The organism is Marinomonas sp. A3A (genome assembly GCF_018336955.1).
Lineage (GTDB): Bacteria > Pseudomonadota > Gammaproteobacteria > Pseudomonadales > Marinomonadaceae > Marinomonas > Marinomonas lutimaris.
In genome coordinates this window covers 3,825,007-3,846,330 of the sequence record NZ_CP025532.1, presented here as the reverse complement: position 1 = coordinate 3,846,330, position 21,324 = coordinate 3,825,007, and the positions used below count along the sequence as shown (strand labels likewise).

The window sequence follows — 21,324 nt, the reverse complement described above, 5'->3', positions numbered from 1 at the left end:
ATCGTGCGAAGGTTTCATGATGAATATTAAGACGCTTAAACAGTTCCTCGCCTTGGCGGAAACATTGAACTTCGGACGCGCCAGTGACGAATGCCATATCAGTATTTCTGCCATGTCGCGTAACATTCGGCACTTAGAGGATGAGCTTGGTGTGGCGCTGTTCAACCGCGACAATCGCACCGTGGCATTGACCCAAGAAGGGCAGAAATTTCTCAAGTATGCGCGTGATACCAGCCGACAATGGAACTTAATTCGTCATGAACTGACGGATAATTCCGACCAGCTTAGCGGTGAAATCAGCCTATATGGCTCGGTAACGGCGAGTTACAGTTTTTTGTATGAGTTGCTGCGGCGTTTTCGTATTGCCTATCCTGCTATTGAAATCAAACTGCGCACGGGTGATCCAGAACACGCTATAGCCCATGTTCTCGATGGTAAAGAAGACATTAGTCTTGCTGCACGTCCAACTAACTTGCCTCGTGGATTAGCCTTTAAACCTATCGCTATCTCGCCTTTGTTGTTTATTGCGCCCCTTGAACAACAAGTGCCGAATGTGCCAACAAATACGCCAACTACGCCAGAAGAGTGGTCAAATATTCCAATGATTCTTTCGGAAAGTGGTGTGTCTCGAACGCGTGTCGATGAATGGTTTCGCCAGCATGATATCGCGCCACGGATTTATGCACAAGTCACAGGTAACGAGGCGATCGTGAGTATGGTGAGCTTAGGTTTTGGAATTGGTGTAGTGCCAAAAATCGTCTTGGATAACAGCCCGTTGGTGGACCGTATAAAGGTGCTAGACGTGCAACCTGAGTTGGAACCATATGATATTGGTTTGTTTACATTGAAGAAAAGCTTGAAGAACCCGCTGGTTGAAGCCTTTTGGAACTTGATGGAAGAAGAGGCGTTGTAGCGCCTCTTCTCTTTTTTGCTGTTTGAGGTGAAAAGCTTAACTTATTTCCAACCGCCCTGGTCCATTAATTTAACCGCTTGACGGTTGTTTTCACCCAAGACACTCAAAGACACTTGATCGGCTTTGAACTCACCAAAAGTCGCTAAGCTTTCTGGAGGTGCGACGCCTTCAATAACCGCGTATTCGTTGTTCACGTTGGCGTACCATTGTTGGCTTTGCTGGTTAGTTAGGAAGTCGACTAATTGTTTGGCGTTGTCTGTGTTTTTAGAAGATTTCGTAATGCCGATACCGCTGACATTCATATGCGCGCCGCGTTGGTTGTTGGCTTGGTTTGGCCATAACAATTTTAGCTTGTCAAAGACAGCGCGCTCATCAGGCTTGTTACTCAAACCTAAACGGCCAAAGTAATAAGTATTTGCTACAGCGATGTCACAAACACCCGCCGCAACCGCTTTTAGCTGATCCGTGTCGCCTCCAGCTGGTGGGCGAGCAAAGTTAGCAACCAAGCCTTTAATCCATTCTAGGGTTTGCTCTTCTCCGTCTGCATCAATCATGGAAGCAACCATGGATTGGTTGTATATATTGCTAGAAGAGCGAATGCAAATTTTGCCTTTCCATTTTGGATCGGCTAGATCTTCGTAGGTTGACAAGTCAGCAGCAGACACGGTTTCAGGATTATAAAATATAACGCGAGCACGTTGAGACAAACCATACCAGTATCCATCGCGATCTTTTAGATGCTCAGGTATAACATCGTTTAGGTTGCTAGTTTCAAACGGCTGAAGCACGCCAGCTTCTTTTGCTCGATATAAACGTCCTGCATCCACAGTGATAAATACATCCGCTGGGCTGGCGTCACCTTCTGATTGTAGGCGACTCAATAAAGCGTCAGCGCTGCCTGTAATTAGGTTGACCTTGACGTTATTCGCTTTTGAATAAAGATCGAGCAGAGGTGCGATGAGTGCTTCGCTGCGAGCAGAGTAGACATTGACCTCGCCACTGGCGTGAACAGATGTGCTACTAAAAGCGAGTATTGAGGTAGCACCAGCTAAGGTGAAGAGTGACGTTTTTATTGTTGAACGTTTCATTTCGAGTACCTTTCTATGAGATAAAATTCATTTGGTTCATGAATAACTTTTATTATAGACAGAAAATAATGAAAATCGTTCCAGTTTACTATTTCTTTAAAGTGTTTGTTATTTACGGGTATACCGGACACACGCAGTTTCGACCGTTTGATTTTGCTTCATATAATGCTTTATCTACCATGTCGAGGGTGTCTTCTAGATCTGCTATTGGATCTAATTCAATAACGCCTGCAGAGAGTGTGATATGCACGGTTTTCTGGTTGATTAAAAAGCTATGAGTCGCCATGTCTTTGCATAATTGCTCGGCAATTTTGAATGCGTTTTGTATATCGGTATCTCGCATTAAAATATAAAACTCTTCGCCACCAACACGAAACAAAGTATCTGAGGAGCGTAATTGGCTTTGTAACCAGTTGGTGATTAATTGCAGTGCTTGATCGCCTCCGCCATGGCCAAATTTGTCGTTAATTTTTTTGAAAAAATCCACGTCTAGGGTCATTAAACTGAGTTTTTTCTCTGAATGTTTTCGTTTTTCGAATTCATTGTGAATGATCAGATTAAACTCTCTACGATTGGACGCTCCGGTTAACGGATCTGTACGAGTGGCTTTATCTAACTGACGAATAAGTTGGTTGCGTTCAGTAACGTCTAGCATGACGCCTACTTGACCAAGGGGTTGTTGCTTTGATCCGGTGAAGACCGCTTTATTGAATTCGATCTCATGAAGAGAGCCATCGCAAAGTAGTACTTCTGCCTCATAGCGTTGAGTACCGCCTTGGGCTAATAATTGGCAATCGGCTTCATAATATTTGTCTGCAAGGTGTTTGGGGGCGATATCGTAGACTGAATGCCCAATCACCTCTTCTCGAGAATGTCCTATAAACTGGCAAAATGCAGTGTTACACCCTCGATAGATGTGTAGGTGATCTTTGAAAAAAATAGGTGCTGGAATAGCATCTATAATGACTTGTAAGATGTCATCTTCCGTTCGATGGAAGCGATTCAAAACAAATTTTGACAGTTCAGATATTAGCCATGCTGTAAGGTGTTCGTCATCACGAGCAAAGCAATTTTCAGCGCCTCTTTGTATCCATTTTACGCTGCTTTCTAAGCTCCATTCGTCGACAATGATAATAGCTTTTCTAGATGCTAGAAGAGGCCAATCTGATACTGCTATATCGTTTTCTGCAAGTAATATTGTTGATAGCGCCGGAGACTGATCAATATCTTGTACAGCTCGCCATTCGATAGTTTTTCCATAAGTTGATAGCCGTGTATCTAATTGCGTCTTCCATGATGCTAACAGTGGAGAAAAATATAAAATAGAAGGAATCATTAGTATCCATGATCGTTTGTTTATTAATCAATATCGTCTCATAGCTTGAAAGGTAGTTGTGTAAAAAAGTGTAGGGATTTTAATAAGCTATGTGTGTTTCATGTTGTTTTTTCATGATGGGAACAGGGGAAATAAAACAGCCTCTCACGCTCAATTATTTGATTAATAAATCGGCGCAAGAAGGCTTTCTATTATCAAGATTAAAGTTTAAAAAAGCTTAATTGCTGCTGCACGTCGACACTGCTTTGAGCCATGTTAAGCCCCGAGTGTTTTGCCATTTCTGCACTTTGTTTTGTTAAGCTTTGCACAGAGTGCATTTTCTTGGTGATGTCTTCGGACACCTCGGTTTGCTCTTCTATTGATTGAGCAATGTGTTGGGCTTGCTCTGACACTCGCTCAATGCCAACTAAAATGTTACTGGTTAACTCGTTGGTTTTTTCGACTTGGTCTTTTGATGATTCAACCAATTTTAAACTCACTTCCATGCGATTAACGGCTTGCCCACTGGCCGTACTAAGTTGTGCCAAGAGTGTTTCAATTTCATTTACGCTGTCTTGTGAGCGCTGTGCTAGCGTTCGAACTTCGTCGGCAACAACCGCAAAGCCTCGGCCTTGTTCCCCTGCACGAGCTGCCTCTATTGCGGCGTTAAGAGCCAGTAGATTAGTTTGCTCTGCGATACTACGAATAACGTCTAAAATGGTTTCTATATTGGTTGTTTCTTGGCGTAGTTGAGTAACAACAGTTCCTGTTTCTTTTAAGGAGTTAACCAGCTGATTTATTGCGTCTAGGGTGCCATTTGCTGTGGTTAAACTATTTTGCGCGACAGTGCGAATGTCGCTGGCAGCATCTGCTGATTGTTGAGTATTGTCAGCAATAGTACGGTTATTCGCTGACATTTGATCAAGTGCCACAACTACTTGTGTGGTGTTGTCCATAATATGGACAGAATATTCGCCGACTTCTTGGTTTACTTTTAATACCTCTTGGCTGTTTTCATTAACCTTCTCTACCGAACTAAGTACGCCCGCAATGACTGAACGTAGGTTTTCAGCAGACTTATTGATGGCATTGCCAAGTTCGGCAATTTCATCAGTTCCTGATACTTTAACGGGTTTGTTGAGATGACCTTGTGCCATATTTTGTGCTGCGTTACGAACCGCCAAAATACCTCGGACTATGTTATTCGATATCAAATAGCTGAGTGTGATGGAGATAACAATCGCGATTAAAATAGAGAGCCAGAAACCAATTTCAATTTCTGCAATAAGACTTTCTGTTTGTTGTTTTGCCTCTATCACTTCTCTGTTTGTTTTGTCGGTGAGAGCAGCGAAGTATTTCATTAAGTCATTGTATGAACCGATGAAGGCAGAGAATACTGGAAAGGGTGCTTTGTTGTCCGTTGAGTTTTCCATTGCGCTTACGAAGGTTTTGCTCTTGCTTTGGAAGTCGTTGACGAGCGTTATAAGCTTTCTCGATTCGTCAGACTGCTTTGAAAGGCCTTTATTAAGCTCATTAATTAGAGACGGTGTGGTGTTGTAACTCTCTGAAATGGCTTGTAAGTAATCGGGGATTTGCTTATCGAGTGATAGTAGATAGGCAATCTGCAAACCTCGCACATTGAGCACTATATTGACTTGTGCTTCTTTCACTCGTTCCAAATTAAGTGAGACGTTATGGTTTTCTTCATAGAATCGGTCAAAGCGATTTGCTAATTCTGTACTTTTTGCTTTTATTAAACTCAGTGCCATCAAAAATATAATGATGATGGATAAAATGAGGGTAATAAATTTTGCCTTGACGGATAGGTTGTTCATGTCGGTTCCTTCAACGTTCAGTGATTGTTTTGCGTTATATTAGTGCGATTTTTTGCATCGTTTTAGTGCGTAGTTTGTATGGCATTTTTCATGAAAAATCAAAGCAATTCTTATGAAAGAAAGATTATTTAGTATGGGAGCGGGCATGTTTAGGTTTTCTGAATGGATCAGAGTCAGTAATAAGATAACTGTCAATAAACATTCATATTTCGCTATTCCGTTACGCTCAAAAAAGTGGACAATAGCGGTCTTTCTTATCGCTCACATTCCTGCAGGTCATCATGATATCAATCCCCTCTTCTGAGGATACGGCTTCTCGTCGTGTTCAATACTTGCGCGTTTTTGTGCTGGGCTTTAGCGCCTTTATTTTTAACACCACGGAGTTTGTTCCGGTCGGATTATTGACGGACATCGCGCAAAGCTTTTCGGTTTCACCAGCTCATGTCGGTTGGATGTTGACTGTTTATGCTTGGATTGTGGCGCTTATGTCGCTGCCAATGATGTTATTGACGCGTAAGTTAGAGCGTAAAACATTACTGCTAGGTCTATTTGCTTTGTTTATCGCGAGTCATATCTTGTCTGTGGTGGCGTGGGATTTCACTGTCCTATTGATCAGCCGAATCGGCATTGCCTTTGCCCATGCAGTGTTCTGGTCGATTACGGCGTCTATTGCCATTCGTGTTGCGCCGCAAGGAAAACATACTTTTGCATTGAGTGTGCTGGCAACAGGAACCGGTTTAGCTATGGTGCTTGGCGTACCTGTCGGTCGTATCATCGGTCAGTTGTTTGGCTGGCGTACGACGTTTGCTTTTATCGCGATTGTGGCATTAATCATCATGTTAGCCATGTACCGTTTATTGCCTAGTTTGCCTAGCTTGTTTTCGGGGTCTCTTAGCAAGGTACCAGAAGTACTTCGTAATAAAGTATTGTTAGGTATGTATTTGTTTATCTTCGTAATTTTCTCAGCTCATTACACGGCTTACAGCTACATAGAGCCTTTCTTAAAAGAAATTGGCGCAGCCAGTGGGCACTTCACCACATTAGTACTATTGTTATTTGGTATGGCTGGGATTTTTGGTAGTTTGCTGTTTAGCTATTTTGGTGAAAGAGCGAATGCCCTGATGTTGATTTCAAGCGTCATTATTGCATCCTTATGCATGAGTGTTTTGTATTTTGTAGCCCCCACTGTGTCCATGCTGATTACTAGTATTCTTTTATGGGGGGCGTCGCTGATGATTATTGGTTTGAGCATGCAGATACGAGTGCTGAAAGTAGACGATACAGCCGCTGATATTATTATGTCTTTGTATTCAGGCATTATAAATTTGGGGATTGGTGCAGGGGCTCTAATTGGTGGTCAGGTCATACAACTTGTCGGCTTGGGTAGTGTTGGTTTTACTGGTGCTTTACTAGGTTTTTGTGCTTTAGCAGTGATTTTGACGCTATTAAAACGGATTAAAAAATCTGCAGAGTAAATGTTCTTTTTTGTTTATTATTTAGGATGATGAATATGGTTCGTTATCCTATCTTGATAAAGATATTAAGTTCATATGTGTTAAGGTGCATGAAACAGGTAGCTGATATTACGCCTGAATTTTGTATGTCTTTAGTGTGACTTAATAAGATCCTTCTATGTTTAATTGGTTTAATGTCTCTATGACACGGAAAGTCAGTAGTCTTTCATTTATTCTTTTGTCGTTCCTTTTTGTGGTGATTCTTTATTCGACGTATCAAACACAAAAAATCTACAAAGAAATGCAAGAAGTTGCTGAGATTGATATTCCTCTCACCGAAGTCATCGCGGATATCGAAATACTACAGCTTAAGCAGCATTTATTGATGGAGAGTATTCGCCTGCAAGGGGATGCTTTCTTTGCTGATGAGGTATTACAGAAAAAAAGCGTCAAAGGCTTTGAAGAGTTTAGTCTGCAACTATCCTTACAGCTTGATAAAAGTATTAACATACTTCACTCAGGTATGAAATTCGGCACTATTCGCATCAACGTGGCCGACCACCAATCTTTGATCCAACAAATTAATGCCCTGCACAGTCATAGAATCGGTTTTGAAAATTCATTTTCACGCTTTTTAGGTAAAAGAGAAAAGCATGATTTAGATTCTTGGGAGAGGCTAGAAAAGCAGAGTGGTTTACTGGATGCGCAATCCGAAAAGTTACTTATAAATATTGAACAACTCACAACTAAAGTCGCTGCGACAGTAGAAAAGCAAGAGCGTGACTTTATGATCGTAAACGCCATATTAGGTTTTTCAGCCTTTGCCATTGGTGGTTACTTAACCCTATTTACGATTTTGTCTTTTCGTCGGAAAGTAGGTTCCTTGCGTGGCCAGATAGAATCGCTACATCGTTCTATTTCTTCTGATGAGAGCAGCAATACATTGCGAAGCAAAGGCACGGATGAATTGGATCAGTTAGAAAAGGATTTAAAAATTCTGGTGGCGCGCTTCTCGTTGGAACAAGATAACCGCGATGAAGTCGAAACCCAACTAATGGAGCTTGCGACAAAAGATAAACTGACGGGAGTGTTTAATCGACATAAATGGGATGAACAGATTAAGGATGAAATCGCGTTAGCCAATCGCGGACATCACTTTAGCTTGATCTTATTGGATGTTGATCATTTCAAAAAAATTAACGATTCTCGCGGCCATGACGTGGGGGATAATGTGCTCAAGCTGCTGGTTAGTACCCTGAGAAAACGTCTGCGTGAAACTGACATACTATTCAGAATCGGTGGTGAAGAGTTTGCCATATTACTTAGAGATACCAATCTTGACGATGCTAGAGTGCTTGCAGAGCAGTTACGTAAAAGAGTCGAAACTTTGAATGAAAACGGTATTCCATCATTCACCATTAGTTTGGGAGTAACTGATTATCAAGACGTCGATGATCAGAGTCGCATCGTAAAACGTGCAGATGTTTTACTTTATGAAGCTAAAGACGCAGGACGCAATTGCGTTATGGCAGGCTAGCCTTTAGCTATTTATCTGATACCTATCAAGAATCTTTATGTTTAATTGGTTGAATGTCTCTATGACCAGAAAAATCAGTAGTCTTTCATTTGTTCTTTTGTCGTTTCTTTTCGTGGTGATTCTTTATTCTGCGTATCAAACACAGAAGATTTATAAAGAAATGCATGAAGTGGCAAAAATTGATGTGCCGCTTTTTGAAGTTATGGCTGACATGGACATGTTGCAGCTTAAACAACACTTATTAATGGAAGGCATTCGTCAGCAGGGAGATGCCTTCTTTGCTAATAAGTCGATGCAAGAGAAAAGCATAAAAGGCTTTGATGAATTTAGCTCACAACTTGCAGCCCAGCTTGATAAGTCTATGGAAATACTTCGAACAGGGCTTGGGTTTGGCAGCGTGAGAATCAAATTGATGGATCATAAGGCATTGATTCAACAGATCAACCTGCTGCATCAACATCGAATGAATTTTGATCTCCTTGTGGACGAGTTTCTAGCACAAGATCAACAAGGCTTTTCAACTGCTTGGCCTTTACTGGAGCAGCAAGACAGTGAATTAGCTGATCAAGCTGATATATTGCTAGTAAATATTGAACAACTTACAACAAAAGTTGCCGCCACAGTAGAAAAGCAAGAACGTGACTTTATGATCATCAATGCTCTATTAGGCTTTTCAGCCTTTGCTATTGGTGGTTATTTAACGCTCCATACAATTTTGTCTTTTCGTCGGAAAGTGGGTTCGCTGCGAGGCCAAATAGACTCTCTACATCGTTCCATTTCTCCTGATGAAAGCCGTAATGCTTTGCGTAATAAAGGCTCTGATGAACTGGACGAGTTGGGACGAGATTTAAAAATTTTGATGGCGCGCTTCTCGTTGGAGCAAGATAACCGCGATGAAGTTGAAACCCAACTTCTAGAATTGGCGACCAGGGATAAACTGACAGGTGTATTTAATCGCCATAAATGGGATGAACAAATTAAAGATGAAATCGCGCTCGCTAACCGCGGTCATCATTTCAGCTTGATCTTGTTAGATGTTGATTATTTCAAAAAAATTAACGACTCCCACGGTCATGATGTAGGCGATAATGTACTCAAATTGTTGGTTAACACATTACGAAAACGCCTGCGTGAAACTGACATACTATTCAGAATTGGTGGTGAAGAATTTGCCATATTACTAAGAGATACCAATCTTGAAGACGCCAAAATACTTGCAGAGCAGTTACGCAAGAAAGTTGCAGCTCTGGATGAAAGCGGCATGCCGCCATTCAGCATTAGTTTGGGCGTGACTGATTATCAAGATTTTGATGATCAAGTTCGTATTGTCAAACGTGCCGATGTTTTGCTTTATGAAGCCAAAGGCGCTGGACGTAATTGTGTTATAGCCGGCTAGTTGGTTGATAAAAAAAAGCCACTTTTGGCAATGGATTGACCGTTTACGAGAATCTCTACTTCATGTAACCCAGCGTAGTAGACTCGTGTAGTGATGGTTTTGAAAGGGTGTTTCTTGCTCATAGAGACTTGCTTACCAGCGGCCAACGTCGCTTTTTTCCACTTAAATACCTTGGGTGTTATTTTGCCGTTTTTCTTCTGATGATGAATTACATAGTCAATCATTAAGGTTTGATCTTCCTTGCTGGTGGATTCAAACAACAATGAAAACTCTAGATGATTATTCAACCTTACCTGTTCATCATGTATTTCTAGCTTAATATTGTCTAACTTTGGCTGGGCATAACCAAATACGTCAAGAGCCTTACGGTTGCCTTGTTTTAACAAGGTACGACAAGCATGGCGAATCAGCTTTTGGCGATTTGCATCTGCGTCTTGCATCCATTTTTCTGCGATATCTGCCACAAGATCGGGGTGATCTTTGGCAATATCATTGAGGTTATTTGCTACGGAGCGGCGTACGTATTCTTCTTGATCGTCTTTTAGAGCTTCAAGCAATTCAATCACCGGTGCAGGATCCTGAATAAAACTCGGTAACTGCATCGCCCAAGGTAAGCGTGGTCGAGTGCCTTCGGAAATCAAACGTCGCACATGTTTGTTATCGTCTTTAAGCCAGCTTTTGAGAGCGTTGAGTGTTTCTTCAGGAGAAGCCAATAAGAAAAAGCGAATGCTAAACTCAGATGTAAAGCGCCGAGTCATGGCGTTCAGCAAGCTCATGGAAAGATCATGATGTGCAAGACCGTGAAGCCCCACATAATCCCCAATGGGCATAACAGCCCAGCCTGAAATTCCGTTACTTCCAATTGATACTTCTTGCTGAAGCTCAGGCGCTGCTTCTTTTGATTCTGGAGCCAAAGAAGCAAGTAGGATATGTCCTGCTTGTTCGAAATTGTCAGGTAAATAACGGCTCATAGCAGCAGTGATTTGTTGTGAGCGAGCTTTTAGTTCCAGTGTTTCAAGCTGATAAGAAGCGGCATCAAGAAACCCTTGTTGATCGAAGTCTTGCCAATGGCGTTGAAAGTGCTCCGCCATATTGCCGATAACGCTGATATTGAAGAGGTTTTTAAAAGGTTCTGTCATATGCCTATCTTCCTGAGTGATGGCTGAAAGAGTAACCTTATCGCTAGCCTCTGTCAGTTGTTGTCAGTATAAAACAGCCAATATTCCAGTGTGAGATTGAATATTGGCTGTGATGATTTTGCTGTCAATTTATTGGTTGGTAAGAATATCTGTTATAGCTTCTGATTTACCTTTTCCATCAAGGCGTCCACTTCTTTGTGACGGCCCATATCAGCAATCGGACGGTTTGGTCTAGGCGCTGCTTTTTTTGCGATGTCTAGGTGTTGTTTCGCGCCTTCATAGTCACCGTCGTCGTATAAAAACTCAGCAAGGAAGTAGTTAGTGTCGATGCTGGTTGGGTTCATTTTGTAAGATTGCACTAGCAGTTCTTTGGCTTTTTTGTCGCTACCAAAGCCAATCGGCCAGCCTGGTACTTTATGATAAAGCACGCCTAAACTTGTCATAGCGGAACCAGATAACGCGCTAGGGTTAATGGTAATTGCGTCTTCGAAGGACTTCTTCGCCGCTTTTGCTAAAGATAACGCACCCAATCCGCCTTTTGCACCCGCTGTGCTCGATTGAATAATACCAAGCCAAATTAGATCATCTGGGTTTTTAGGATCAGCATTAACTAATTCTTGCGCCTTGATCGCAAGATCGTTAAAGGCCGCTTCTTTGGCGTCGTCGCCTTCTATTTGGTAATTAATTTGTGCCCAACGCTGTTGAATCTCTAACAAGCTAGAGGTGTCAGCGGCCCAAGTAGAGGAAACTAATCCTAGAGTGAGTAGGCTAGCAGTGATAAATGATTTCATGATAATGCCTCTTGTGCGGTTTGTTCGACGTCTTTTTCACGACGTAGAAAACGTTTAATAATAGGAAGTTTTTTAAACAACGCCTTGTCCACAATGTGTGGGAAAGCACCGTTGATTTTGACAAAGAGCTTTTCAGGAAAACCGACAAACTGTCTGGCGTGACCTGTTTCAAGTTGCTGAATTAGCGCATTGGCAACGCTTTCTGGTGAATCTACGTTATTGCCCAAGGCTTTGTTCATCGCCATGGCTTGATCGCTGTTAATGCTGGTAGCGGTTGCTCGTGGTGCAAAGTAACTAACATGAACATTGGTATCTGCTAATTCACGGTACAAGGCTTCGGTAAAACCGCGTAGGCCAAATTTGCTAGCACAATAAATCGATTGTCCGGCGAAACCTATGCTGCCAAAGGTCGATCCTACATTGACCAAGTAGGACGGTGCTGGTTGCTGTAAACCGGCTTTTTGTAATAAAGGTAGCAATTCTTGAGTGAGTAGAATCGGTGCTAATAAATTGGTTTCTAAGGTGTCTACAATGACGGCTTCTTCTGTGTCTTCCAACAAGGAGAACTGCCCAATACCTGCGTTATTAATCAGCATACTGATGGCATTCAATTCAGCTACGAGGCAGGTTTTTTCACGGCCCTGCAGTGTGCTGATGTCTGCGACGAGTATCTTGTGTTCGCCAGTCAAAGAGTCGCTAAGCTCTTGCAGACGCGATTCACTTCGACCTTGCAGAATCAAGCTTACGCCTTTGTTAGCTAAGGCTTTCGCGATGGCTTGGCCTATGCCGCCCGTCGCACCAGTTAATAAACAGGTTTGTTGTTGCCATTGCATCATGCTTCTCCTATGCCGCGTCGGCTTGAGCTGCGCCATCTAGCTCACGGAAAATGTTGGCGTACAATTTGAAAAACATTTTCGCACTATGAATGATCTGATCTTGCTCGTTTTTATCGGTGATTTTATTCATCAGATTTTCAAAGAAGACGATGTGTTCTTGATCCAATGAACCATGCGAACGTAAGTAGCTAAAGGCATTCGCTGGCAGGCCGAGTTTGTTTTTGATTTGCTCTGCGGCGTTATCTGCCAAGGCAATGCTGGTGCCTTCCAGTACGAAAACCATACCGAAAAAACGCAATGGATTAATGCGATTGACCGCATCATAGGCGTACGCCACCATCAATTCCGTTGCTGATGCTGGTTGGCTTTTGCGTACTGTTTCTTTATCTGCACCGCAGGCAGCGATGTCGTTTAGGATCCATTCTTGATGACCCATTTCTTCTTCAATGTATTCGCCAACGGCTTCACGTAGCCATTCTTTTTCTTCTGGTAAACGACTACCCACCGCCATCAATAATGGCACTGTGTGTTTGACGTGGTGATAAGCCTGAGTCAAAAAGTCGACGTAGTTTTCTAAGGTAATTTGGCCATGAAAACAACGTTGGATAATAGGTGATGTCACCAAGTATTGTCTTTCAGCTAGGGTTTCTTGTTGTAGGCGTTGGTAAAGTGTCATAGGGATTCTCCATATACGGTATTTAATTGTGAAAACTTGTCTTGGTATAAAAGTTCAATTTGGTCTGTAAAGCGTGCCAGAATTTTGTCGCGAATCGGTTTTCCAGTAGCGGTGACCATGCCAGGAATTGTCATCAATGGCTGCGCCAGTGGGAGCCAAGTACTAATGCGGGCGTAATCTGGCAACTGTTGATTCACCATGGAAACCACCTGTTGAATTTGTTCTTCGGTGATGTTTGCTGCTGCAGGGCTGAGTAATGCCCCGCAATAAGGTTTTGCTTCACCAAACACTAATGCTTCGCGGAAATACCCTGTCGCCATAAGTTCAGCTTCTACCCATTCTGGTGATAAGTTGCGACCAAAAGAGTTAATGATGATGTTCTTCTGGCGACCATCAATATTCAGAAAACCATTGGTTAGACTGACCAAATCGCCAGTGCGTACTTCTTGTGGATAAAAACTGTCGGGTTGATTGAGGTAACCAAGGAATAGGTTGCCAGTGATCACCAATTCACCTTGCTCAATGTGTAGTTGATTGTGAGGCAACACGGCACCAGCGGAAGCTTGGTCCTGTTGCGCAGGTGTATTTAATGACACCACAGACGCGCATTCAGATAAGCCGTAACCTTGGTAAACAGGCAAACCAAGAGCATGCGCTTTTTGTACCAAACCAGCCGCAACTTTACCGCCGCCAACCGCGATAAACTGCAAAGATTTAGGCGGCTTCCAACCTTGTTGGCAGGCGCCAACAAATAAAGAAAGTAACTCTGGCACTAAAATTAAACTGGTTGGCTGCTGCTGGCTGATTAATGTCAGTAACTGCTGTGGCTGAGTCAAACGGCTACCACTAAAGCCGCGCTCTTCTTGGCTTGCCAGAATGATGGTTCCGCCGACCAAAAGAGGCGAATAAATCCCTGTGATATTTTCTAACAAGGTCGCCAAAGGCAATAAACACAAGTGACGAACATCTTGTAATGCCACGGCATCAGCAATGGAATGGGCGACATTTAGCTGGGATTCGTTACTCAAACAAACGCCTTTCGGGCTGCCTGTTGTGCCAGATGTAAAAGTGATCTTGTTGGTGCCCGTTGGAATTCGTGGTTCGTGCTGTACTGTTAAACGAGTAACATAAACCCCTTCAAATGGGCTGTCTGTTGCGTCATGGTTAGCTGAGCTGTTCCTGTTACTGGGAATATTGTTGTCTTGTGTCAGCATCAATTCGATGCCGCTTTCATTTAACAAGTGTGTGGTTTGTTGCGGGCTAAAAAAGCTCGGCACTGGCACACAACAAAGCTCTGCGGCTTGGCAGGCTAGATCAAATAAAACCCATTCAATGGTGTTGTCCATGGCGATGGCGACACGAGACACTTGTTGCTCCATTAACCAGTTTTTACGAGCAGTTACGGCATCGGCTAATGCTTGATAAGTGAGCTGTTTGTCTTGTTGTATTAGGGCGACTTTATTGGCCCATTCTGGAGAAGAGAAATACCACATCATGCGTTCCTTAGCTGCTGCAATAAGTGTTGAAAATTCGCTTGTACAAGATCCATTAAGGCTTCAAGTTCAGGTTGTTGCAGCGCTAGTGCGACTGCTTTTTTTACATCCAAAAACATTACTTTAGGGTTGTTGTCGTAATAGCTTCCCCATTGTGTTTCGTCATTTTTTAGTAGGTTTGGATTCGCATCTGCTAAAAAGGTCAGTGGCAATTTCAGCTTGCCAAGTAGTTGGCGAACTTTATCTGTTCCGGCAAAAACCAAATAATTCACATCAGATAGATACAAACCCATTACGACTGTCATTAATAACGGCAAGGTAAAGCGTTGGTTTTGGCTATAAAGATTCCCCAATTCTGCAACACTGGCGCGTTCTGTCCAGATGCCGTGTTCTTGTAAGCTCTCGGTAATCGACATAGGCAAATACTGTTCGACAAATAGTGGCTGAGTGCCGCGACGAACGCCCATCACTGCTCTTAACCCTTGCGCTTTAATGCCAAGCAGAATCGGCATGAAAGTGTTTACATCGGCTTGATATTTTTTTGCAAACCCGTCTTTAACAAAGATTTCTAAATCCCGTCTAGCGCAACCGTCTGCATTTGCAGCAACAAACTCATAGGGCATAGTTGGGGTAGCGACTTTGGTTCGCATGGTGTCGGTATGTACTGAATCTGAATGCTGCATAATGGAAACCCCCTCAATTTGTATAGCTTCAGATTAAAGGCCTAGGATTAAGAAAACCTTATGCCTAATCATTAATTTATTAATATTGACAAATTAATTTCACCGTTCATTTATCAAGAAAAAAGCATTTATTTTCATTGGGTTATGTTTGATTTTTAGTCTTTTTAAGATGTGTTGATCTCTTCAAAAACAGAGTTTTCTTAAGGATTTTTAAGAAAACTCTTGGAAATTAAGCACTGGATGGCAATGTGATATAAAAATATCGTTATATTTTGTTGAAAAGGTAGGGCTGCTTTTCTGATCCTAAGGTTAGCTCTTGATTTTGCTTTGCCTAAAATGCATGGATACCTTCGAATTATTCCGCTTTTTCGATGCCTTTTTGCGGCTTAACATCGTTCCATTCTAATGACAATGTGAAGAACTCACTAAGAAGGTATGGATGGAAGCATGTGATCTAAACGCAGCTGAAGCGCGCCGCTTGATGGCGCAAAAGTCATTGTCTGTTATGGAGTTGGCGCAAAGTTGTATTGCACGAATGAATGCGGTGAATCATGCGGTGAATGCAATTGTTGCTTGTGATCCAGACGATTTGATGACTCAAGCAAAGCAAGCTCAAAAAGCCATTGATAAAGGCGAGCCGCTGGGTGCGTTACATGGTTTGCCTCTGAGCGTAAAAGACATGGTTGACCTTAAGGGGTTCCCAACAACATTCGGTAGCACAATTTACAAAGATAATATGGCTACATCCGATGACCCAATGGTCGCGCAGTTACGCCAAGCTGGTGCCTTGCCATTAGGCAAAGCCAATAATCCAGAATGGAGTGCGGGCGGTAATACACGCAATGCGGTTTATGGTGCAACGGCGAACCCATTTGATGTGACGCGCTCGGCAGCTGGTTCGTCTGGCGGCTCGGCGGTGGCTTTGGCTTGTGGCATGACGCCATTAGCAACCGGATCGGATACTGGTGGTAGCTTGCGTAATCCTGCGGCCTTTTGTGGCGTGGTTGGCTTTCGTCCGTCACCGGGCGTGGTGCCGGGACACAGTCGGCCAATTGGCTTAATTCCTATATCAACCAATGGACCAATGGCGCGTTCTGTCGAAGATGTTGGTTTGATGTTATCGCAGATGATTCGCCCTGATCGTCGAGACCCTTGGGTTTCTATAGTGGAAGGCGTTGGGCAACATAACGCCGATGCTTATCGTCATTTTCCAGACTTTGATTTGAGCAGCGCGAAAGTGGCGTTTACCAACGACTTTGGTTTTGCCATGACGGAAAAACTGATTAAAGAATCCTTCCAAGAAAAAATCGACAAGTTTGGTGCTGTATTCGCCCAATGTGACAATGCGCATCCTAGCTGTGAGAACGCCGATCATATTTTTGCCGTTCTAAGAGCGCTTAATTTTTCGGGACATCATCGTGATTTGTCTCGCAAATACCCTGATCAAATGGGGCCAAATATTCTGATGAATATTGAAGAAGGCGAGTCATACAGCGCATTAGATGTGGTGAGTGCGCTGAACAAACAAACCGTCATGTATCGAGAGTGGCAGATGTTTTTCGAAGAATATGACTTTATCCTTGCGCCAACCACGACCATTAGCCCACGAGATTGGCATGAACTTTACCCAGAGCAGATTGATGGCAAGCCGACACAAAGTTATTATCACTGGCTTTCTATGGCCTATGCATCGACCTTAACGGGTCATCCGTCTGTGACTTTGCCTGTTGGGCGAGACAAAAACAACATGCCGTTTGGTTTACAGATTATTGGCCGACGCGGTGATGATTTATCTACCTTGGCGTTTGCTAAAGCGTTAGAAGCCTTGTTAGAAAAAACGCCCGATCTAGCGCGCCCAAGAGTCGATATTGCTATGTTGTCTGGTTTGCCAGCGTTGAAAAATACAGACGGTTTTATGGGATTCTAATTTATCGAAAGCTTTCATGGAGTATTTAAGTGACTGACTATATTTCTACCCCTGTTGTGCAGTCGCTCATTGCATTGCAGGAAATTACTTGGGTCAATCCGAAAAAAGTGCGTTTTGATGAGGTTCAATCCAAGCTGTCTCTGCAAATGTCAGACATGCTAGATGCGTCGGATCGACTCTCGCGTTTTGCGCCTTACCTTGCTCAAGTGTTTCCAGAAACAGCTGTCACTAACGGCATCATCGAATCTGAATTAAAGGCCATTCCTGCTATGCAGCATGCCTTGTCGGATTCGATGAATCTAGAAGTCCTCGGTCGTTTATTGATGAAGTGCGACAATCAATTGCCGATTGCAGGCTCCATCAAAGCTCGCGGAGGAATTTATGAAGTCTTGTTGTATGCTGAGCGTTTGGCGCTAGAGAATGGCTTATTGCAAACCACTGACGATTATCGAGTATTGGATTCAGAGCATTTTCGAGCGCTGTTTGCCAAGCATCAGATCGTCGTCGGATCAACTGGGAACCTTGGCTTAAGCATTGGCATTATGAGTGCTAAATTGGGCTTTGATGTCACGGTTCATATGTCGTCTGATGCCCGTGAATGGAAAAAAGCTTTGCTGAGAAGTAAAGGCGTCAATGTCGTTGAACATACTGCTGATTATGGCGTTGCTGTAGAGCAAGGACGACAGGAAGCCATGCAAAAAGACACGGCGTATTTTATCGATGACGAAGATTCCACTTCGCTGTTTTTAGGCTACAGCGTAGCGGCGTTACGACTACAAAAACAGCTAGTCGAGCAGGGCATTGTTGTCGATAAGGACCATCCCTTGTTTGTCTACTTGCCTTGCGGTGTTGGTGGCGCACCTGGCGGTATTACTTTTGGCTTAAAACAAGTATTTTCTGATCATGTGCATTGTTTCTTTGCTGAGCCTACGCATTCTCCTTGCATGGTATTAGGTATGGAAACGGGTTTGCATAATGGCATCTCAGTGCAAGAGCTGGGCATTGATAATCAAACCTGTGCTGATGGCTTGGCAGTTGGCCGACCTTCTGCTTTTGTTGGCCCTATGATGGATTCGCTGCTCAGCGGTATTTATACGGTTTCTGATGATAATATGTATCGTCATTTGGCCATGCTGGTGGATGCAGAAAGTATTCCGGTGGAACCCTCTGGCGCAGCCGGTGTAAGTGGCGTACTGCGAGTGTTAACTGAGGGAGCTGATTACGTAACGGCTCACCAGCTCGGCGATAAAATGTCGCAAGCAACACATATCATCTGGGCAACCGGTGGCGACATGGTGCCGGAAGAAGAAAGAAAAGCTTATTATGAAAAAGGCCAAGCCTTGCTGTCTTAAAGTACATTTGTCTTAATGAAAGAGCCAAAAGTAATACTTTGGCTCTTTTTTTCCTCTCTATTTTTTCTCTTTAATAGCGACGCAGCGGTGCTTTTACGACAGTACCAAGTTTATATCCTCAATGTTCTCTTCATGCTGCATTTTTTCGATCATGTAATCTAAAAATACTCTCACTGCTGCAGGTAAGGTGCGGCCAGATAGGGTTTGTACTTCAATATTGCGAATGTCCATGCCTCGGTCACGAATTGGGATAGCGACCAGTTCGTTGGCAGCCAGTTGGTGGCGCATAGATATTTCTCCCGCAAGATGCACGCCGCCTTCATAGGTCGTAAAGCGATTTAATGTCGCCATGTTGTTGGATACCAAAACGGGATCGAATAACAGATTTAAACGACTGCAACAGATATCAAACAGCTGTCTTACTGTGGTGTTTTCTTCTGGTAAGGCAATCGGATAGGGTTGTAATTGCGCGAGAGTGACGGTTTTTTTGTTGGCCAATGGGTGGTTTGGATGGACAACAGCAACGACGGGTGAGGGCTGTCGATAGGCGACTTGGATGTCTTTGGCAGGAGACAAATTTAAAGTAACGCCTATGTCAGCATCCCCATGACTAACACGCCGCGATACTTCCGCAGGTGAGCTGACATTGATATGAAAATGAATACCTTCATGTTTTTTTCGAAAATTTGCAATGTTACGTGGTAAGAATTCCATCGCAAAACCTTCCGAACACGAGATGTTTACATGACCTCGATTTAGACCTTCCAAAGCGGCAATTTCGGACACAACTCTGTCCGATTCTAGTGCGTTCTTACGTGCATACACGGCTAACATTTCACCAGCTGCACTCAATTCCATGCCGCGAGGGCGGCGTTCAAACAGGGTTGTACCAAGAATATCTTCTAGGCTATTTATCTGCCTACTTATAGCGCTCGCTGCTACATTTAGGTGCAATGATGCCTCACTAATAGAACCATATCTAGCGACCTCTAAAAAGTAACGCAGAGCCGTGTCTTGTAAACGTAATGCGGCTTTCATCGTGTTTTTCCTGCATTTTAGTGAATATTGGCGGTTTTTTATAGCATTTTGATAATTCTGTCATTTCGCCATAGTCATGCTTTTTTGGCAACGATTCTTTGCATTTTTTTTAATTGTGGCAATGGTTGTTTTTGCATAGTGTGAATGAAAGTTGCATTACATGAATATCAAATTTAAGGGCTTAAAAGGAACGAAACGATGAAAAAACTCAGTCAGAATAAGTTTGCTCTATTACCAGTATTAGACCGCGCTCCACGTAGAACTTTTGTCAGCGCTCTTATTGCATGTTCTCTAGTGGGTGCGGCTGCGCCAGCACTTGCTAATAAAGCGAATGATACCTTGGTGTATGCCGTGGGACTTGAGCCAGAAAACGTCAGTCCTTATCACAACAATGTGCGGGAAGGGATTATTTTGTCGCATCTTGCTTGGGATACCTTGATTTATCGAGACATGGAAACAGGCGAGTATCAGCCTTTGTTGGCAACCAGCTGGAAGTGGGAAGATCCGACTCATTTGCTTTTCACTTTGCGTAAAGGCGTCACTTTTCAAAACGGCGATGCTTTTAGTGCAGCGGATGTGGCTTTCACCTTTAATTATGTAACGTCACCTGAGTCTAAAATCGTCACCCGCCAAAACGTCGATTGGATTGATCATGCGGAACAAGTTGACGAGTACACAGTGCGCTTGGTGCTGAAACAGCCTTTCCCAGCGGCATTGGAATATTTATCTGGTCCAACGCCTATTTTCCCTGAAAAATATTTTAAATCCGTTGGCATTGAAGGCTATGCCAAAGCGCCAATTGGTACTGGCCCTTATAAAATCACCGAGGTGCTAAGTGGTGAAGGGGCGAATTTAGAGCGGTATGAAGGCTATTTTGAAGGTGGTCCAATTAAAAAGCCTGCCATCGGTAAAATTCAATTTAGAGTCATTCCTGACCCAGATGCTCGTCTTGCTCAGCTGATGACAGGCGGCGTTGATTGGACTTGGCGCGTGCCCTCTGATCAGGCAGATGAAATGAAAATGATGCCAAACCTAGAAGTGATTAGCTCCGAAACTATGCGAGTGGGCTATTTAGCAATGGATACCAGCAGCGAGGCCTTAAAGGATTCGCCATTTCGTAATAAGTTGGTACGTGAAGCAGTGAATTATGCGATTAATCGTGACGCGCTAGCGAACGAATTGGTACGTGGCGGTAGCCGTGCGATTTATACACCATGTTTCCCTTCTCAGTTTGGTTGCGACGTGTCTGCTGGGAAAAAATTCGAGTACGACCCTACAAAAGCGAAGGCTTTGCTCGCTGAGGCGGGTTATCCAAATGGTTTTCAAACCGATTTTTATGCTTATCGAGACATGGATTTAGCCGAGGCTGTTTTAGGTGATCTTCGCGCGGTTGGTATCACTTCTAAAATGCACATGTTGACCTATGCGGCATTGCGTAAAGAGCAGCGATCAGGAAACGTGCCTTTGGCTTTCCAAACATGGGGTTCTTACTCTGTAAACGACGCATCAGCCATGACCAGTGTTTATTTTAATGGGGGGGCAGACGATATCAATCATGACAAAGAAGTGATGGCTTTATTGGATGCTGCGGATACCAATGTAGACCCTGAAATTCGTAAGAAAAACTACAGTGAAGCGATTAAGAAAATCACAGAAGCGGCTTATTGGGCGCCCATGTTTTCTTATTCAAGTAACTACGCCTTCAGTAAGGAGCTGAATTTCACCGCTTATCCTGATGAATTACCTCGCTTTGTAGAATCAAGCTGGAAGTAATGAGTAAGACGCTTACTGCTGTGCGTAAGCGTCCTAGTTTGCGCTTAGGTGCCTAATGTTCAAAGGCATCTAGGCGTT

At 43.3% G+C, this 21,324-nt stretch carries 17 protein-coding genes; 7 read left to right on the top strand and 10 right to left on the bottom strand.

Translation table 11 applies throughout. The features are described from left to right. The first annotated feature begins 19 nt into the window (after positions 1 to 19). A complete protein-coding gene (gene ilvY / locus CYL31_RS18095) occupies positions 20 to 913 on the top strand; it encodes an HTH-type transcriptional activator IlvY (RefSeq protein ID WP_212918940.1) in 894 nt (297 codons plus the stop codon). Positions 914 to 954: 41 nt separating this feature from the next. Here the strand turns inward: ilvY and CYL31_RS18090 are convergent, their stop codons facing one another. The 3 genes from CYL31_RS18090 to CYL31_RS18080 all read right to left on the bottom strand — a co-directional run bounded on the left by CYL31_RS18090 (position 955) and on the right by CYL31_RS18080 (position 5,151). Continuing rightward, positions 955 to 2,001: a Fe(3+) ABC transporter substrate-binding protein gene (locus CYL31_RS18090; RefSeq protein ID WP_212916529.1), complete on the bottom strand. Its 1,047-nt coding sequence runs from the start codon at positions 1,999 to 2,001 to the stop codon at positions 955 to 957. Positions 2,002 to 2,113: 112 nt separating this feature from the next. Beyond that, on the bottom strand, positions 2,114 to 3,337 hold the full coding sequence (locus CYL31_RS18085; protein WP_212916528.1) for a sensor domain-containing diguanylate cyclase: 1,224 nt from the start codon (positions 3,335 to 3,337) through the stop codon (positions 2,114 to 2,116). A 200-nt stretch (positions 3,338 to 3,537) separates the two neighbouring features. Then, positions 3,538 to 5,151 (bottom strand): methyl-accepting chemotaxis protein, encoded by a 1,614-nt coding sequence (locus CYL31_RS18080; RefSeq protein WP_212916527.1) that lies wholly within the window; start codon positions 5,149 to 5,151, stop codon positions 3,538 to 3,540. 281 nt (positions 5,152 to 5,432) lie between these two features. Between CYL31_RS18080 and CYL31_RS18075 the strand changes: the two genes are divergently transcribed. From CYL31_RS18075 to CYL31_RS18065, 3 genes are all read left to right on the top strand, one after another. Further along, positions 5,433 to 6,626 carry a sugar transporter gene (locus tag CYL31_RS18075; RefSeq protein ID WP_212916526.1) on the top strand — a complete coding sequence of 398 codons (1,194 nt, stop codon included), beginning with the start codon at positions 5,433 to 5,435 and terminating at the stop codon, positions 6,624 to 6,626. Positions 6,627 to 6,783: 157 nt separating this feature from the next. After that, positions 6,784 to 8,142 carry a GGDEF domain-containing protein gene (locus CYL31_RS18070; protein WP_212916525.1) on the top strand — a complete coding sequence of 453 codons (1,359 nt, stop codon included), beginning with the start codon at positions 6,784 to 6,786 and terminating at the stop codon, positions 8,140 to 8,142. 37 nt (positions 8,143 to 8,179) lie between these two features. Continuing rightward, complete coding sequence (locus CYL31_RS18065; protein WP_212916524.1) at positions 8,180 to 9,538, top strand: GGDEF domain-containing protein; 1,359 nt, start codon at positions 8,180 to 8,182, stop codon at positions 9,536 to 9,538. Here the strand turns inward: CYL31_RS18065 and CYL31_RS18060 are convergent. The 6 genes from CYL31_RS18060 to CYL31_RS18035 all read right to left on the bottom strand — a co-directional run bounded on the left by CYL31_RS18060 (position 9,535) and on the right by CYL31_RS18035 (position 15,156). Next, positions 9,535 to 10,677: a DNA alkylation repair protein gene (locus CYL31_RS18060; RefSeq protein ID WP_212916523.1), complete on the bottom strand. Its 1,143-nt coding sequence runs from the start codon at positions 10,675 to 10,677 to the stop codon at positions 9,535 to 9,537. The two genes, CYL31_RS18065 and CYL31_RS18060, sit on opposite strands and share 4 nt — an antisense overlap. A 152-nt stretch (positions 10,678 to 10,829) precedes the next feature. Further along, a complete protein-coding gene (locus CYL31_RS18055; protein ID WP_212916522.1) occupies positions 10,830 to 11,468 on the bottom strand; it encodes a tetratricopeptide repeat protein in 639 nt (212 codons plus the stop codon). Next, positions 11,465 to 12,304, bottom strand: a complete 840-nt coding sequence (locus tag CYL31_RS18050; RefSeq protein ID WP_212916521.1) for an SDR family oxidoreductase — start codon at positions 12,302 to 12,304, stop codon at positions 11,465 to 11,467. The genes CYL31_RS18055 and CYL31_RS18050 overlap by 4 nt, the downstream gene beginning before the upstream one ends. 7 nt (positions 12,305 to 12,311) lie before the next feature. Next, positions 12,312 to 12,980, bottom strand: a complete 669-nt coding sequence (locus CYL31_RS18045) for an iron-containing redox enzyme family protein (protein ID WP_212916520.1) — start codon at positions 12,978 to 12,980, stop codon at positions 12,312 to 12,314. Further along, positions 12,977 to 14,476, bottom strand: coding sequence for an AMP-binding protein (locus tag CYL31_RS18040; RefSeq protein ID WP_249411624.1), 1,500 nt, complete (start codon positions 14,474 to 14,476; stop codon positions 12,977 to 12,979). Before CYL31_RS18040 ends, CYL31_RS18045 begins: the two co-directional genes overlap by 4 nt. Then, positions 14,473 to 15,156, bottom strand: coding sequence for a thermostable hemolysin (locus CYL31_RS18035; protein WP_212916519.1), 684 nt, complete (start codon positions 15,154 to 15,156; stop codon positions 14,473 to 14,475). Before CYL31_RS18035 ends, CYL31_RS18040 begins: the two co-directional genes overlap by 4 nt. A gap of 439 nt (positions 15,157 to 15,595) precedes the next feature. Between CYL31_RS18035 and CYL31_RS18030 the strand changes: the two genes are divergently transcribed. Further along, on the top strand, positions 15,596 to 17,083 hold the full coding sequence (locus CYL31_RS18030) for an amidase (protein WP_212916518.1): 1,488 nt from the start codon (positions 15,596 to 15,598) through the stop codon (positions 17,081 to 17,083). Between the two features lie 29 nt (positions 17,084 to 17,112). After that, entirely contained in the window at positions 17,113 to 18,435 is a 1,323-nt protein-coding gene (dsdA, locus tag CYL31_RS18025; RefSeq protein ID WP_212916517.1) for a D-serine ammonia-lyase, read from the top strand. A gap of 93 nt (positions 18,436 to 18,528) precedes the next feature. Here dsdA and CYL31_RS18020 read toward each other — a convergent pair whose 3' ends face one another. Beyond that, on the bottom strand, positions 18,529 to 19,473 hold the full coding sequence (locus CYL31_RS18020) for a LysR family transcriptional regulator (protein ID WP_212916516.1): 945 nt from the start codon (positions 19,471 to 19,473) through the stop codon (positions 18,529 to 18,531). Between the two features lie 198 nt (positions 19,474 to 19,671). On the opposite strand from CYL31_RS18020, the gene CYL31_RS18015 reads away from it, so the two are divergent. After that, positions 19,672 to 21,246, top strand: coding sequence for an ABC transporter substrate-binding protein (locus CYL31_RS18015; protein ID WP_212916515.1), 1,575 nt, complete (start codon positions 19,672 to 19,674; stop codon positions 21,244 to 21,246). Positions 21,247 to 21,324: the final 78 nt, after the last annotated feature.

Excerpts from the sequence above, each read along its gene's own strand:
- ilvY (WP_212918940.1), top strand. The coding sequence starts at position 20 with ATGAATATTAAGACGCTTAAACAGTTCCTCGCCTTGGCGGAAACATTG.
- CYL31_RS18090 (WP_212916529.1), bottom strand. The coding sequence starts at position 2,001 with ATGAAACGTTCAACAATAAAAACGTCACTCTTCACCTTAGCTGGTGCT.
- CYL31_RS18085 (WP_212916528.1), bottom strand. The coding sequence starts at position 3,337 with ATGATTCCTTCTATTTTATATTTTTCTCCACTGTTAGCATCATGGAAG.
- CYL31_RS18080 (WP_212916527.1), bottom strand. The coding sequence starts at position 5,151 with ATGAACAACCTATCCGTCAAGGCAAAATTTATTACCCTCATTTTATCC.
- CYL31_RS18075 (WP_212916526.1), top strand. The coding sequence starts at position 5,433 with ATGATATCAATCCCCTCTTCTGAGGATACGGCTTCTCGTCGTGTTCAA.
- CYL31_RS18070 (WP_212916525.1), top strand. The coding sequence starts at position 6,784 with ATGTTTAATTGGTTTAATGTCTCTATGACACGGAAAGTCAGTAGTCTT.
- CYL31_RS18065 (WP_212916524.1), top strand. The coding sequence starts at position 8,180 with ATGTTTAATTGGTTGAATGTCTCTATGACCAGAAAAATCAGTAGTCTT.
- CYL31_RS18060 (WP_212916523.1), bottom strand. The coding sequence starts at position 10,677 with ATGACAGAACCTTTTAAAAACCTCTTCAATATCAGCGTTATCGGCAAT.
- CYL31_RS18055 (WP_212916522.1), bottom strand. The coding sequence starts at position 11,468 with ATGAAATCATTTATCACTGCTAGCCTACTCACTCTAGGATTAGTTTCC.
- CYL31_RS18050 (WP_212916521.1), bottom strand. The coding sequence starts at position 12,304 with ATGATGCAATGGCAACAACAAACCTGTTTATTAACTGGTGCGACGGGC.
- CYL31_RS18045 (WP_212916520.1), bottom strand. The coding sequence starts at position 12,980 with ATGACACTTTACCAACGCCTACAACAAGAAACCCTAGCTGAAAGACAA.
- CYL31_RS18040 (WP_249411624.1), bottom strand. The coding sequence starts at position 14,476 with ATGATGTGGTATTTCTCTTCTCCAGAATGGGCCAATAAAGTCGCCCTA.
- CYL31_RS18035 (WP_212916519.1), bottom strand. The coding sequence starts at position 15,156 with ATGCAGCATTCAGATTCAGTACATACCGACACCATGCGAACCAAAGTC.
- CYL31_RS18030 (WP_212916518.1), top strand. The coding sequence starts at position 15,596 with ATGGAAGCATGTGATCTAAACGCAGCTGAAGCGCGCCGCTTGATGGCG.
- CYL31_RS18020 (WP_212916516.1), bottom strand. The coding sequence starts at position 19,473 with ATGAAAGCCGCATTACGTTTACAAGACACGGCTCTGCGTTACTTTTTA.
- CYL31_RS18015 (WP_212916515.1), top strand. The coding sequence starts at position 19,672 with ATGAAAAAACTCAGTCAGAATAAGTTTGCTCTATTACCAGTATTAGAC.